12 protein-coding genes and 1 other RNA gene are annotated in these 14,645 nt (G+C 64.4%); all 13 read right to left on the bottom strand.

The window, feature by feature from the left end; genetic code table 11:
• Positions 1-33: 33 nt before the first annotated feature.
• The 13 genes from H6935_09890 to H6935_09830 all read right to left on the bottom strand — a co-directional run bounded on the left by H6935_09890 (position 34) and on the right by H6935_09830 (position 14,645).
• The gene (locus tag H6935_09890) at positions 34-1,509 is read right to left on the bottom strand and encodes a UDP-N-acetylmuramoyl-L-alanyl-D-glutamate--2,6-diaminopimelate ligase (GenBank protein ID MCP5278656.1); all 1,476 of its coding nucleotides are present in this window, start codon (positions 1,507-1,509) and stop codon (positions 34-36) included.
• The gene (locus H6935_09885; GenBank protein ID MCP5278655.1) at positions 1,506-3,269 is read right to left on the bottom strand and encodes a penicillin-binding protein 2; all 1,764 of its coding nucleotides are present in this window, start codon (positions 3,267-3,269) and stop codon (positions 1,506-1,508) included. Before H6935_09885 ends, H6935_09890 begins: the two co-directional genes overlap by 4 nt.
• Positions 3,266-3,535 (bottom strand): cell division protein FtsL, encoded by a 270-nt coding sequence (gene ftsL, locus H6935_09880; protein ID MCP5278654.1) that lies wholly within the window; start codon positions 3,533-3,535, stop codon positions 3,266-3,268. Before ftsL ends, H6935_09885 begins: the two co-directional genes overlap by 4 nt.
• Positions 3,523-4,479, bottom strand: a complete 957-nt coding sequence (gene rsmH / locus H6935_09875; protein ID MCP5278653.1) for a 16S rRNA (cytosine(1402)-N(4))-methyltransferase RsmH — start codon at positions 4,477-4,479, stop codon at positions 3,523-3,525. The genes ftsL and rsmH overlap by 13 nt, the downstream gene beginning before the upstream one ends.
• On the bottom strand, positions 4,476-4,949 hold the full coding sequence (gene mraZ / locus H6935_09870; protein ID MCP5278652.1) for a division/cell wall cluster transcriptional repressor MraZ: 474 nt from the start codon (positions 4,947-4,949) through the stop codon (positions 4,476-4,478). Before mraZ ends, rsmH begins: the two co-directional genes overlap by 4 nt.
• A gap of 259 nt (positions 4,950-5,208) precedes the next feature.
• Positions 5,209-5,594, bottom strand: an RNA gene (gene rnpB, locus H6935_09865) — RNase P RNA component class A.
• A 39-nt stretch (positions 5,595-5,633) separates the two neighbouring features.
• Complete coding sequence (locus H6935_09860; protein MCP5278651.1) at positions 5,634-6,515, bottom strand: phosphoribosylaminoimidazolesuccinocarboxamide synthase; 882 nt, start codon at positions 6,513-6,515, stop codon at positions 5,634-5,636.
• A gap of 130 nt (positions 6,516-6,645) precedes the next feature.
• Positions 6,646-7,713 carry a fructose-bisphosphate aldolase class II gene (locus H6935_09855; protein ID MCP5278650.1) on the bottom strand — a complete coding sequence of 356 codons (1,068 nt, stop codon included), beginning with the start codon at positions 7,711-7,713 and terminating at the stop codon, positions 6,646-6,648.
• A gap of 37 nt (positions 7,714-7,750) precedes the next feature.
• Entirely contained in the window at positions 7,751-9,184 is a 1,434-nt protein-coding gene (gene pyk, locus H6935_09850; GenBank protein MCP5278649.1) for a pyruvate kinase, read from the bottom strand.
• A gap of 82 nt (positions 9,185-9,266) precedes the next feature.
• Entirely contained in the window at positions 9,267-10,451 is a 1,185-nt protein-coding gene (locus tag H6935_09845) for a phosphoglycerate kinase (protein ID MCP5278648.1), read from the bottom strand.
• Between the two features lie 148 nt (positions 10,452-10,599).
• Positions 10,600-11,598, bottom strand: coding sequence for a type I glyceraldehyde-3-phosphate dehydrogenase (gene gap / locus H6935_09840; protein ID MCP5278647.1), 999 nt, complete (start codon positions 11,596-11,598; stop codon positions 10,600-10,602).
• A 38-nt stretch (positions 11,599-11,636) separates the two neighbouring features.
• A complete protein-coding gene (gene tkt, locus H6935_09835; GenBank protein MCP5278646.1) occupies positions 11,637-13,619 on the bottom strand; it encodes a transketolase in 1,983 nt (660 codons plus the stop codon).
• Between the two features lie 240 nt (positions 13,620-13,859).
• Positions 13,860-14,645 (bottom strand): inositol monophosphatase family protein, encoded by a 786-nt coding sequence (locus H6935_09830; GenBank protein MCP5278645.1) that lies wholly within the window; start codon positions 14,643-14,645, stop codon positions 13,860-13,862.

Below are 14,645 nucleotides of genomic sequence, written 5' to 3'. Positions count from 1 at the left end.
GGGTGCTCGGGGGGCAGCGGAGCGTGGGGGCTGTCAATCATGCTTGCTCCATTGGGCCAGGGCGGCCTGGGCTTCGGCCAGGTCGGAAAAGGGGCGTTTTACGCCGTGAATCTCCTGGTAGTCCTCATGGCCCTTGCCGGCCAGCAGGACGATGTCTTCGGGGCCTGCCTGGGAAATGGCGGCGCGGATGGCCTCGCGCCGGTCCAGGATCACCCTCTGCCCGTCGGGCATGCCTGTCAGGATGTCCTGGACGATGTGGGCGGGCTCTTCGTTGCGGGGGTTGTCGCTGGTGACAACGCTCTTGTCCGCTCCAGCCGCCACGGCGGCGCCCATGAGGGGGCGCTTGCCCGTGTCCCTGCCGCCACCGCAGCCGAACACGCAGATCAGTTTCCCTGTGGTGAGAGGCTTCAAGGCGGCCAGCACCTTTTCCAGGGCATCCGGGGTATGGGCAAAGTCAACGATGACCGTGGGTGCGCCGGGATGGCCCTCCACGGTTTGCATGCGCCCGGCGGCGGCCCGCACCTTGGCCAGGGCGGCCAGGGCGGCGGCCATGGGGATGTCGGCGGCCAACAGGGCACCCAGGGCGGCCAGCAGGTTGTAGCCGTTGAAGGCCCCCAGCAGGGGACTTTCAAGATGGCCGTTGCCCCAGGGGGAGACGATCTCCAGTTTCAGGCCCAGGCGGTCAGCCTGCATCCGGGCCCGCAGGTCGCCTGCCCGCAGGCCGTAGCTGATGACGCGCGCATCCTTCACCTGGTGGGTGAGGGCCATGCCCAGGTCGTCGTCGGCATTTACCACGACGGCCTTGAGTCCAGGCCAGTGGAACAGGCGGGCCTTGGCGGCGGCGTAGGCCTCCATGGTGCCGTGGTAGTCCAGATGGTCCCGGGACAGGTTGGTTAGCACGGCCACGTCGTAGGCCACACCCGCCACCCGGCCCTGGTCCAGGCCGTGGGAGGAGACTTCCATGGCTACGCCGGCCGCGCCAGCGTCCCTGTAGCTGGCCAGCAGGCCTTGCAGGGAAACGGCGTCCGGCGTGGTATGGGTGGTGGCTGCCATCTCGCCGGGGAAGCCGTTGCCCAGGGTGCCCACGGCGGCGGTCCTGCGACCCAGCTGGGTGAAGGCCTGGGCCAGCCAGTGGGAAACGGAGGTCTTGCCGTTGGTGCCGGTGATGCCGGTCATCCACAGAGCCTCCGAGGGGTTGCCATGCCAGGCGGCGGCCAGGCCGGCAGCCCGGTTCCTGAGGTCGGCCAGGGGCAGGTGGGGAACCTGCCAGGCGGGATCCCAGGCGAAGCCGTCCGGTTCCCAGGCCACGGCGGCGGCACCGGCTTGCAGGGCGTGGGCGATGTGGGCGCGACCATCGTGCACGCCGCCGGGATAGGCCAGGAACACGTCGCCCCGTTGCACGCGGCGGCTGTCGGCGGTCATGTCGGCGGCGGAGGGGGCCAGGCGGCGCAGTTCTTCCACCACGTTCTCCTCTTGCTCCTTGGTCCTTGGTCCTTGAACCTGATTCATACCGCCTCCGGTACCACGGGCGCGGCCCCCGGCGGGGCGCTGAACTGGTCGAAGGAGGCGTCCGGCGGCACGGCCATGAAACGCAGGGCACCGGCCATGACCTTGGAGAACACGGGGGCGGCCACCAGGCCGCCGTAGTAGTCCCGGCCGCTGGGCTCGTCCACCATCACCGCCACCACCAGGCGGGGGTCCGATGCGGGGGCCAGGCCCACGAAGGAACTGATGTACTTGTCCGGGGCGTAGGCGCCGCCGATGAGCTTGTGGGCGGTGCCGGTCTTGCCCGCCACCCGGTAGCCCACCACCCGGGCCTGGGGCGCCGTGCCGCCGTCCTGGGTGACGCTTTCCAGCATGGCCAGCACGGCCTGGGCCGTCTCCGGATTCATGACCCGGCTGCCGATGGCCTGTCCCTCCCTGCGCAGGGCGGTGAGCTGGGGCATGACCCCGTCGTTGGCGAAGGCGGTGTAGGCGTGGGCCAGTTGCAGGAGGCTCACGGACAGGCCGTGGCCGTAGGCCATGGTGGCCTTCTCGATGGGCCGCCAGGTGGCGTAGGGGCGCAGGCGGCCGCTCACCTCGCCGGGCAGGCCGGACTTGGGCGGCGCCCCCAGGCCGGCCCGTGTGAGCAGGTGCCAGTAGTCCTCACCGCGCATTTCCAGGGCGATCTTGGCCACGGCCACGTTGCTGGATACCTGGAGGGCCTGGGACACGGTCATGACGCCCTTGGCATGCACGTCGGACACTCGCTTGTCGCCGATCTGGAACCAGCCAGGGCCCGTGTCGATGACGGTGTGGGGTTTCACCACGCCGGCCTCCAGAGCTGCGGCCACCAGCAGGGGCTTCATGGTGGAGCCGGGCTCGAACACGTCGGTCACGGCCCTGTTGCGCAGGCGTTCAGGGGAATAGGTGGAACGGCTGTTGGGGTTGTAGCTGGGGGTGTTGGCCAGGGCCAGGATCTCGCCGGTACGGGCATCCAGCACCACCACGGCGCCGGCCCTGGCCTTGTACTTGATGACGGCGTCCGCCAGTTCCCGGTAAGCCAGGTACTGGATGTGCTGGTTGAGGGAAAGCACCAGGTCCCGGCCTGGCTTGGGCGCCTTCACTCGTTCCAGGCTCTCCACGGCGTTGCCGCGCCGGTCCTTGATGACCCGCTCGGCCCCTGGATCGCCGGTGAGCCAGGTCTGGTAGGCCAGTTCCAGGCCTTCCTGGCCCTGGTCCTCGATGTTGGTGATGCCCAGCATGTGGGCGGCAACTTCGCCGGCGGGGTAGTAGCGTCGGTATTCCGGCTTGGCGTACAGGCCTTCGATTTCCAGGTTTCTGACCTGCTGGGCCTTGTGGGGATCCACCAGGCGTTCCACGTAGACGAATGCCCGGCTCTTGTCGGCGAACTGGCGCCGGATCTGGTCCGGGTTCTTCTCCAGGATGCTGGCCAGGGCCTGGATCTGCTGGGACGTGGGATCCGCTTCCCGGGGGTTGGCCCACAGGGACTCCACCGGCGTGCTCACGGCCAGGGGCTCGCCGCGACGGTCGGTGATCATGCCCCGGTAGGCGGGGATGGGGATGACCCGTTGGCTGCGCTTCTCGCCTTCCTCGGTCAGGAATTCATCGTGCCAGGCCTGGAGATAGACGGCCCGGGCAGACAGGGCGGTGAAGCCGGCGAACAGCAGGGTCAGGGTGAGGCGCTGGCGCCAGCGTTGCAGGTCCAGGCGCAGCAGGGGGTGGTCATTGGCTTGGGCGTGGTGTGCGCGCCGGGACTTCGCACTCATTGCGGGCCCTCCTGCAGCACATAGACCCGGCGCGGGTCCGGCACCGCCATCTGCAGGCGCGAGCGGGCCACTTCCTCCACCCGGTTGTGCATGAGCCAGGTGGATATCTCCAGTTGCAGGCGGCCCCACTCGATGTCCAGATCCCGGGCCCTGGCCTGCTCAGCCTGGAGTTCCACAAAGAATTTGCGCGCCTGATGGCGCGCTGAGACAACGGCAAGGGCGCAGACCAGCAGCACCAGTATGAGGAGCAGGTTCAACTTGACCATGGCGCTTCTGTCCCGGAAGGGTTCCTTTCAGCCACCCGCATGGTGGCGCTGCGGGCCCGGGGATTGGCCTGGCACTCGGCCTCGGAGGGGCGGACGGCCTTGCCCACCAGGCGCAGGCGGCCCGGACGCAGGGCAGCGGCAGTCACGGGGATTTCAGGCGGCACCTGCTCCCCTTCCGACTCTCTGCGCATGAACCGTTTCACCATCCGGTCTTCCAAAGAATGAAAACTGATCACCACCAATCGCCCGCCCGGTTTCAACAATTCCACGGCCTGAGGGAGGGCCGCCTCGATTTCCTCAAGCTCGCGGTTAATGAAAATCCGCACAGCCTGAAAGGTGCGGGTGGCCGGATCCTGGCCCCGCTCCCGGGTGCGCACGGCCCCGGCGACCAGCGTTGCGAGTTGGCGGGTCGTCGCGAGGGGCGTTTCGGCCCTTGCCTTAATAACCGCCCGCGCAACCTGCCGAGCAAACCGCTCTTCGCCATAGTCCCGGACAACCCTTGCAATCTCCTCTTCCGACGCCTGGTTCAACCACTGGGCCGCCGTCTGGCCCCGGGTCGTGTCCATGCGCATGTCCAACGGGGCATCAAACCTGAAACTGAATCCCCGCAAGCCTTCGTCCAGTTGAGGACTGGACACCCCCAGGTCGAACAGCACGCCGTCCACCTGGTCCATACCTTGCGACCGCACCGCTTCGCCCAGGCCCGAGAAGGCCGTGTGGACGAGACTGAAGCGCGGATCGCTCCATGTCTCTCCCGCCGCCACCGCCGCCGGATCCCGGTCCAGGGCGACGAGGCGGCCCCCGGAGCCCAGCCTGGAAAGCACCGCCCGGCTGTGGCCGCCCCGGCCGAAGGTGGCGTCAACATAGACGCCTTCCGGCCTGACGTTCATCGCTGCCACCGCCTCTTCCAGGAGGACGGTGACGTGTCCCGCCTCCGCGCTCACAGCGAGAAGCCCTTGAGCTCCTCGGGCAGGCTGCCGTTGCGTGCGGCATCGTTAAGCATTTCCGGCAACTGGGCGGCCTGTTCGAACAGGGCATGCCAGGCCGGTTCGCTCCACAGGGCGAATTTCTTGTCCTGGCCCACCAGCACCACATCCTTGTCCAGCTTGGCGTACTTGCGCAGCATGGGAGGCACCAGGATGCGGCCGGCCGTATCCATGTCCAGTTCCTCGGCCGAGCCCACCACCAGCATCTTCAATTGCCGGGTCACAGCATCCATGCCGGGCAAGTCATTGATATGGCGTTCGACGATTTCCCATTCGGGATAGGGGTAGAGCAGCAGGCAGCCGTTGATGGGGTCCGCCGTCAGCATGACGTGGCCACCACAACGCGCCATCAGGCGCTCGCGGTATTTTGCCGGGATGGACAAACGCCCTTTCCCGTCCAACGCCAGTTGCGTCGAGCCTCTGAACATGTCTCCTGACACCCCTTTATCGATCCACGGATCCACACCGGATCACACGATCTCCCACTTCCTCCCACTATATGAACACAAAATCCCACGGTCAAGCCCGGATTCAGGAAAAAATTGCAATGGCTTCAAGGACTTACGAAATATGCCCATGATGCAAAATACATAATCAAATTGGGGTGGTAGCTCCACAACTTAAAGCGCTACTTTAAGTTGTGGAGCGAAGTGGGGTATGGCTGGGTACAACCGGAATACAGGGAGAAGTGGGAGTCGGCCGATAAGCCGGGTTCTGTCGTGGACAGCCATTCATCTGGGACGATGATCGCTCACCGCCTCAAGCAGCCTACCCGCAGACTCCGGCGGGCCGCCGGTGTTCAAAGAACGCGTCTGCCTATTTGGCCTTGCTCCGGGTGGGGTTTGCCCGCCGCCACTGTTGCCAGCGCGGCCGTGCGCTCTTACCGCACGATTTCACCCTTACCTGATCTGGTCTGGTGACCAGCCATCGGCGGTATGTTTCTGTTGCACTTTCCGTCGCCTTGGGCCGGGACGAGGTCCCGACTTATAACGCCCAGGTGTTACCTGGCACCCTGCCCTATGGAGCCCGGACTTTCCTCTGTGCCTGCACACAGCGGCTGTCTGGCCGACTCCCGGGTGGAGTATAGGCGAGAGGGTGTGAAGTGCCTGACTTTATGTTGTCAGGCGACGCAGTGCCTCGGCATATTTCTCGGCGGTCTTGGCGACAACTTCGGCAGGCAGTACCGGGCCTGGAGCCTGTTTGTTCCAGCCAGAGTTGCTGAGCCAGTCCCGCACGTACTGTTTGTCGAAACTGGGCGGGTTGCTGCCCACCTTGTATTGGTCCAGGGGCCAGAAGCGGGAGGAATCAGGGGTGAGGACTTCATCGATGAGGGTAAGGGAGCCGTTCTCATCCAATCCAAACTCGAACTTGGTGTCGGCGATGATGATGCCCTTGGTCAGCGCGAATTCCGCCGCCGCCTTGTAGAGGGCGATGGCGGCATCCCGGACTTTGGCGGCCATGTCTTTGCCCAGTAATTGCTGGCACTGCGCGAAGTCGATGTTCTCATCGTGGGCACCTGCTGCAGCCTTGGTCGAAGGGGTGAACAGGGGGTCAGGTAGTTTGTCCGCCTGTTGCAGCCCGTCAGCCAGGGGAATGCCGCAGACCTTGCCGGTCTTCTGGTAGTCCGCCCAGCCGGAACCCACCAGATAACCTCGTACGATGGCTTCCACCGGCAGGGCCTTGAGGCGCTTGACCACGATGGCGCGCCCTGCGACCTGTTCCCGCTCGTCTGGGGCTACAACGTCCTCGGGGCGATCATCCGTGAGCTGATTGGGGATGATGGAGGCCAACTTGCGGAACCAGAAATCCGCCACGGCGGTGAGGACCTTGCCCTTGCCCGGTATGGGGGTGGGCATGACCACGTCGAAGGCGGACAGGCGGTCGGTGGTGACGATGAGCATGCGCTTGTCGTCGATGGCGTAGATGTCTCGCACCTTGCCCTTGTGGATCAGGGGCAGGGACTGGATGGAGGATTCGTAGAGAGCTTTGGACATGGCAAAAGAGTGGTCAGAGGACAGTTGGCAGTTTGCAGTAAATCCGCGGTTCTGCCGACTGCGAATTGCCGACTGGCGGCTCGCCAAAGAGAAAAGGCGGCCGAAGCCGCCTTTTCTCTTTGGACGTAGATCAGTTGACCTTGGGATCCAGCTCGCCCTTGTCGTAGCGCTTCTGCATGTCTTCCAGGCTGTAGACCTTGGTGATCTTGCTGGCCTGGCCGGCGGCGCCGAAGGCTTCGTAGCGGGCAGAACAGATGCCGCTCATGGCCTTGGTGGCTTCCTTCAGGAACTTGCGGGGGTCGAAGTTGGACTTGTTTTCCGCCAGATGCTTGCGGATGGAACCGGTGGAGGCCATGCGCAGGTCGGTGTCGATGTTCACCTTGCGCACGCCGTTCTTGATGCCTTCCACGATTTCCTCCACGGGCACGCCGTAGGTCTGGCCCATGTCGCCGCCGTAGCTGTTGATGATGGCGAGCCAGTCCTCGGGCACGGAGGAGGAACCGTGCATGACCAGGTGCACGCTGGGGATGCGGGCGTGGATTTCCTTCACGCGGTCGATGCGCAGCACCTTGCCGGTGGGCTTCTGAGTGAACTTGTAGGCCCCGTGGGAGGTGCCGATGGCGATGGCCAGAGCATCCACGTGGGTCTTCTTGACGAAATCGGCGGCCTCATCCGGGTCGGTCAGCAGGGCCGAATGGTCCAGCACGCCTTCGGCACCGTGGCCGTCTTCCTCGCCGGCCTTGCCGGTTTCCAGGGAGCCCAGGCAGCCCAGCTCGCCCTCGACAGATACGCCGCAGGCATGGGCCAGTTCCACCACGTGGCGGGTGGTGTCCACGTTGTACTCATAGGTGGAAGGAGTCTTGCCGTCAGTGCCCAGGGAGCCGTCCATCATCACGGAACTGAAGCCGGACTGGATGGAGCGGAAGCAGATGCTGGGGGAGGCGCCGTGGTCCTGGTGCATGCACACCGGGATGTGGGGGTAGGACTCGATGGCAGCCAGGATCAGGTGGCGCAGGAAGGGTTCGCCGGCGTAGGAACGGGCCCCGGCGGAGCCTTGCAGGATAACCGGGCTGTTGGTCTTGTCGGCGGCCTGCATGATGGCCTGGACCTGTTCCATGTTGTTGACGTTGAAAGCGGGCAGGCCATAGCCGTTTTCGGCGGCATGGTCCAGCAGTTGACGCAGGGAAATCAGAGCCATCTGTCGTTCTCCTTAAACAAGTAATGAATGCTGGGGCTTACGCCTTTTTGCGTTCGCCTACGCGTACGATTTTCATGGTGTTGGTACCGCCTGGCTTACCGATGGGCTCGCCGATGGTCAGCAAGATCAGATCTCCGTCCCGCACAGCGCCACGTCGTCGCAATTCGTCTTCGGCCTCGGTGAGGAGGATGTCGCGATCGTTCTTGGCTGGCCGGAAGTTGACTGGATACACACCCCGGAAAAGTGTCACCTTTCTACGAGTCTCCACCTCGGGCGTCAAGGCGTAGATGGGGACATTGGTGGACATGCGGCTCATCCACAGGGCCGTGGAACCCGATTGGGTCATGGCGGCGATGGCCTTGATGTTCAGGTGCAGGGAGGTGAATACGGCGGACATGGCGATGGCCTCGTCCGTGCGAAGGAAGCCCCGGTCCAGCAGTTTCTTGCCAAAGGTGGGCTCCATCTCCTTTTCCGCTTCCAGGCACACCCGGTCCATGGCCTGGATGGCCTCCACCGGGAACTGGCCCGCGGCGGTCTCGGCGGACAGCATGACGGCGTCGGTGCCATCAAGCACCGCGTTGGCCACGTCGGAAACCTCGGCCCGGGTAGGGATGGGGCTGGAGATCATGGATTCCATCATCTGGGTGGCCGTGATCACCACTTTGTTCTGTTCGCGCGCGGCCCGGATCATGCGCTTCTGCAAGGCGGGCACGGCGGCGTCGCCTACCTCCACACCCAGGTCGCCCCGGGCCACCATGATGGCATCTGCGGCGGCGATGATTTCCTCCAGGGCCTCGATGGCCTCGGCCCGCTCGATCTTGGCCACGATCCAGGCCTTGCCGCCTGCGGCCCGCAGGATGTCCCGAGCCTGCTGGATGTCCGCGGCGGAGCGGGGAAAGGAAACAGCGAGGTAGTCCGCCTTGATGGCCGCTGCGGTCTTGATGTCCTCGATGTCCTTGTCCGTCAGGGCGGAGGCGGAGAGGCCACCCCCCTTGCGGTTGATGCCCTTGTTGTTGGACAGCACGCCACCTTGTACCACCTTGCAGTGGACTTCGTTGCCAGCGACTCTCTCGACCCACAGTTCGAGGCGGCCATCGTCAAGCAACAGTGTGGCGCCCCGGGTCACATCCTTGACCAGTTCCTTGTAGTCCAGGCCAACCCGTTCCTGGTCGCCCAGTTTGCAGTCGGCGTCCAGGATGAACTTGTCGCCGGGATTCAGGGAGATCTTGCCGTCCTTGAACTTGCCGATGCGGATCTTGGGGCCTTGCAGGTCCACCAGCACCCCCACGGCCCGGGCCCGGGTCTTGGCCAGGGAACGGACAAGTTCGCAGCGCTGCTGGTGTTCGTCGGCGGTGCCATGGGAGAAGTTGAGGCGGACCACATCCACCCCGGCCTCCATCATCTTGTCCAGCACCTTGGGGTCAGTGCAGGCGGGGCCCAGGGTGGCGACGATTTTTGTTCTACGAATCATTTTGGTTGGCGGTGAGCGGTGAGCGGTGAACGGGAAAGGGCTGGGCGGTGAGGAGTTCCGCTCACCGCTTACCGTTTACTGCTTACGCTTGGGCCCGCTTCTCCAGGATGTCCACGGCGGGCAGGACCTTGCCCTCCAGGTATTCCAGAAATGCGCCACCGGCCGTGGAGATGTAGGACACCTTGTCGTAGATGTCGTACTTCTGGATGGCGGCGATGGTGTCGCCACCGCCTGCCAGGGTAAAGGCCTTGGTGTTGGCGATGGCCATGGCGATGGCCTTGGTGCCCGCGCCGAACTGGTCGAACTCGAACACGCCCACGGGGCCGTTCCAGACCACGGTGCCGGCCTTCATGATGATGTCCACCAGTTCCTGGGCAGACTTCGGTCCGATGTCGAAGATCATGTCGTCGTCGGCGACGGCGCCGGCGTCCTTGGTCACGGCGGCTTCATTGGCATCGAACTGCTTGCCGCACACCACGTCGACGGCGATGGGTATGGTGGCGCCACGGGCGGTCATCTTGCCCATCAGGGCCTGGGCGGTGGGGATCAGGTCGGTTTCGCACAGGCTCTTGCCCACGTTCTTTCCGGTGGCGGCCAGGAAGGTGTTGGCGATGCCGCCGCCCACCACCAGTTGCTCGCATTTCTCGGACAGGGCTTCCAGCACGGTGAGCTTGGTGGACACCTTGGAGCCGCCGACGATGGCCACCATGGGGCGGGCCGGGTTGGCCAGGGCCTTGTCCAGGGCTTCCAGTTCCTCGGAAACCAGCTTGCCGGCGCAGGCGGTGGGGGCGAACTGGGCGATGCCGTAGGTGGAGGCCTCGGCCCGGTGGGCGGTACCGAAGGCGTCCATGACGAAGACGTCGCACAGGGCGGCGTATTTCTTCGCGGTCTCTTCCACGTTCTTCTTTTCGCCCTTGTTGACGCGGCAGTTTTCCAGCAGGACCACTTCACCCTCGGCCACGTCGAAGCCGCCATCGACCCAGTCCTTGATCAGGCGTACGGGCTTGCCCAGCTTCTGGGACATGACTTCCGCCACGGGGGCCAGGGAGACCTCGGCGGTCCACTCGCCTTCGGTGGGACGGCCCAGGTGGGATGTGACCATGACCTTGGCGCCGGCCTTGAGGGCGTGCTCTATGGTGGGCATGGAGGCGGTGATGCGGGCGTCGGAGGTGACCTTGCCTTCCTTGACGGGCACGTTCAGATCGGCGCGGATGAAGACGCGCTTGCCTTTGAGGTCCAGGTCGGTCATGCGGAGGAATTTGGCCATGTTGAACTCCTGTGGGGTTTGTTTGGAAAGCGGTTTGCGGAGCGAAGCTCGGCGAACAACTCTCGAAAAAGTTCGCAGTTCGCAGTTCACAGTCAACAGTCGGCAGCGAACGCCACCAACTGCAGACTGCTAACTGACTACTGCTTACTTATTTGGCGACGTGCTCCACCAGACGGAGCATGTTGCAGGTGTAGCCGTACTCGTTGTCGTACCAGGCCACGACCTTGACGAAGGTGCCGTCCAGGGCGATGCCGGCTTCGGCGTCGAAGGTGGAAGGAGCGGAGTTGCCGACGAAGTCGGTGGAGACCACCTTTTCGTCGGTGTAGCCCAGCACACCCTTCAGGGCGCCTTCGGAGGCGGCCTTCATGGCGGCGCAGATGTCGGCGTAGGCGGCTTCCTTGTTCAGTTCCACGGTCAGGTCGACCACGGAAACGTCGGAAGTGGGCACGCGGAAGGCCATGCCGGTGAGCTTCTTGTTCAGCTCGGGCAGCACCTTGCCCACGGCCTTGGCGGCGCCGGTGGAGGACGGGATGATGTTTTCCAGGATGCCGCGGCCACCACGCCAATCCTTCTTGGAGGGGCCGTCCACGGTCTTCTGGGTGGCGGTGGCGGCGTGCACGGTGGTCATCAGGCCACGCTTGATGCCCCAGTTGTCGTTCAGCACCTTGGCCACGGGAGCCAGGCAGTTGGTGGTGCAGGAAGCGGCCGAGACGATGGCCTCACCGGCATACTTGTCCTGGTTCACGCCGTACACGAACATGGGGGTGTCGTCCTTGGCCGGGGCGGACTGGACCACTTTCTTGGCGCCGGCGGCGATGTGGGCCTGGCAGGACTCGGTGGTCAGGAAGAAGCCGGTGCAGTCGATGACGATGTCAGCGCCCACTTCGTTCCACTTCAGGTTGGCGGGGTCCTTCTCGGCGGTCAGGCGGATCTTCTTGCCGTTGACGACCATGTTGGAGCCGTCCACGGCGATGGTGCCGTTGAAGCGGCCATGCACGGAGTCGTACTTCAGCATGTAGGCCAGGTAGTCAGGATCCAGCAGGTCGTTGATGGCAACGATCTCGATGTTGGGGAAATCCTTGGTGACAGCGCGGAAGACCATGCGGCCGATGCGACCGAAACCATTGATGCCGACTTTGATAGCCATGTTTTTTGCTCCTTGTTTATTAAAAAAACGGTAACCGCTTAGAGGACGCCCTTCACCTTGGCGACCACGTTCTCAACCGTAAAGCCGAACTCCTTGAACAGCTGGCCGGCGGGGGCGGATTCGCCGAAACGGTCCAGGCCCACCACCGCACCGTCCAGGCCCACGTACTTGTACCAGCCGTCGGTGACGCCGGCCTCGATGGCCACGCGCTTGCCGCTACCGAGCACGCTGGCCTTGTAGGCGGCGTCCTGGGCGTCGAAGGTGTTGGTGCAGGGCATGGACACCACGCGGGCGGCAATGCCTTCGGCCTTCAGGGCATCCTGGGTCTTCAGGGCCAGTTCCACCTCGGAGCCGGTGGCGATCAGGGTGACCTTGGCGCCCGCGGCGTCGGACAGCACATAGCCGCCCTTGCGGATGTCAGCGATCTGGGCCTCGGAGCGCGCCACGAAGGGCAGGTTCTGGCGGGACAGGATCAGGCTGGTGGGGCCGTCCTTCTTCTCCACGCCGGCGGCCCAGGCCACCAGGGTCTCGGTGGTGTCGCAGGGACGCCAGACGGACATGTTGGGGATCATGCGCAGGGTGGCGGTCTGTTCCACGGGCTGGTGGGTAGGGCCGTCCTCGCCCAGGCCGATGGAGTCGTGGGTGAACACGTAGACCACGCGCTGCTTCATCAGGGCGGACATGCGCAGGGCGTTGCGGGCGTATTCCGAGAACATCAGGAAGGTGCCGCCGAAGGGGAACAGGCCACCGTGCAGGGCCATGCCGTTCATGATGTGGGACATGCCGAATTCGCGCACGCCGTAGGAGATGTAGTTGCCGCCCGGATTGCGGTGCAGGGGGTGGCAGCCGGGCCAGTTGGTCAGGTTGGAACCGGTCAGGTCGGCGGAGCCGCCCACCCGCTCGGGCAGGGTGGAGACCAGGCGCTCGATGGCCAGCTGGCTGGCCTTTCGGGTAGCCACGGTCTCGGACTTCTCCAGGGTGGTCTTCATGGCGGCGGCCACGCGGTCGGTCCAGTCGCCGGGCAGGTCACCCGCCATGCGGCGCTTGAACTCGGCGGCTTCGGCGGGGAAGGCCTTCTCGTACTCGGAGAACTTGTTGTTCCACAGCTTTTCCAGCCCCTCGCCCTTGGTCTTGGCGTCCCAGCCGTCGTACACGTCCTGGGGGATTACAAAGGGTTCGTGGTGCCAGCCCATGTGCTCGCGGGCGGCGGCCAATTCCTCATGGCCCAGGGCGGCGCCGTGCACGTCGTGGGAACCTTGCTTGTTGGGCGCACCCTTGCCGATGATGGTCTTGCAGCAGATCAGGGTGGGCTTGTCGGAGGATTGCTTTGCCTTCTGCACGGCGTCTTCGAGCGCGACGAAATCGTGGCCGTCCACATTGGCGATCACGTTCCAGCCATAGGCCTCGAAGCGCTTGGGCGTATCGTCGGTGAACCAGCCGTCGGTGTGGCCGTCGATGGAAATGCCATTGTCGTCCCAGAAGGCGATCAGCTTGTTCAGGTGCCATGTGCCGGCCAGGGCGCAGGCCTCGTGGGAGATGCCTTCCATCATGCAGCCATCGCCCATGAACACATAGGTGTGGTGGTTGACGATCTCGTGGCCGGGCTTGTTGAATTCGTGGGCCAGCAGTTTCTCGGCCAGGGCCATGCCCACCGCGTTGGTGATGCCCTGCCCCAGGGGGCCGGTGGTGGTCTCCACGCCGGGGGTGTAGCCGTACTCGGGGTGGCCCGGGGTACGGGAATGCAGCTGGCGGAAGTTTTTCAGGTCGTCGGTGGTGACGTCATAGCCCGTCAGGTGCAGCAGGGCATAGATCAGCATGGAGCCGTGGCCGTTGGACAGCACGAAGCGGTCCCGGTCGGGCCACTTGGGATTGGTCGGGTTGTGGCGCATGTGGTGGTTCCACACCACTTCAGAGATTTCCGCCATGCCCATGGGGGCGCCGGGGTGGCCAGATTTAGCCTTTTCGACGGCATCCATCGCCAGGGCGCGGATCGCGTTCGCGAGCTCGTTACGTGTAGCCATGTTGTTGTTTCCTCGAATAAAAAACCGGATTTGTGGCCCATTTTGGGCGGAAAGTATTGATTATCTATGACGCCATATGGCAGAGCAAGGTGACTCACCGGTCTTAATTGGACGCCGAGACCGACAGGCGCGGCGTCCGGCCTTGAATGGCGCGGGGATTGGCTTGGAGGCGTGCTTGATTAAAATGTTTTTATATTCTCAAATGCCATTCTTATGATGCAGTGCGGCAGAAATCGAAATTCAGGGCGCGGGGTTCAGAACCCAGGTTTTCCACTGGGAGAGCAGTTCAGGGGTGAGGGCGGCCAGGACGGAGCGGTTCCATGGGTTTTCGCCGCGGAACTCCTCGCCGTTGATGAGGCAGGAGGCGCCGCCGGCCTCCCGCAGGATGAGGCAGCCCGCAGCGTAATCCCAGAGTTTCTGCCCCCCGTGCAGGTAGATGTGCATGCGGCCCGCCGCCACATAGCACCAGTCCAGGGTGCTGGCCCCCAGGTTGCGCTGGGAACCGAAAGGGTGCTCGCTGGCAAGGCGCCCCCCCAGTTGCCGGTCGATGCGCTTGAGGTCTATGGCGGCCATGCAGCGCTTCAAGTCCATGGGTGGTTGCTTGATGGGGAGGCGTTCGCCGTTCATGTACGAGCCCTGGCCATGGACGGCATAGAAGGCCTCGTCCGCACTGGGGTCATACACCACGCCCAGGACGCTTTTGCGGTTTTGTATCAGGGCCACGGAGATGGCGAAAAAGGGCAAGCCATTGACGAAATTGCTGGTGCCATCGATGGGGTCCACGCACCACAGGCCGTCGCCGCCTATCTCCCAGACGTCGTGCTGCTCTGCCTCGGTCATTTCCTCCCCCAGCACGGGGTAGGGGGCGATGGCACGCAACCTGCGGAACAGAGCGGTCTGGGCAGCCACATCCGCTTCAGTGAGCAGGCTGCCGTCCACCTTGCGCTCGTGGGCCACCTTCAGATAGCGGGGCATGACTTCCTCCCGCCCCACCTCCCGGCAGGCGGCGATGACCCGCTCCAGCAT

Origin of the sequence: Thiobacillus sp., from assembly GCA_024235835.1 — a bacterium.
In the GTDB taxonomy this organism is placed as follows: domain Bacteria; phylum Pseudomonadota; class Gammaproteobacteria; order Burkholderiales; family Thiobacillaceae; genus PFJX01.
This window is presented reverse-complemented; position numbering and strand designations above follow the sequence as displayed.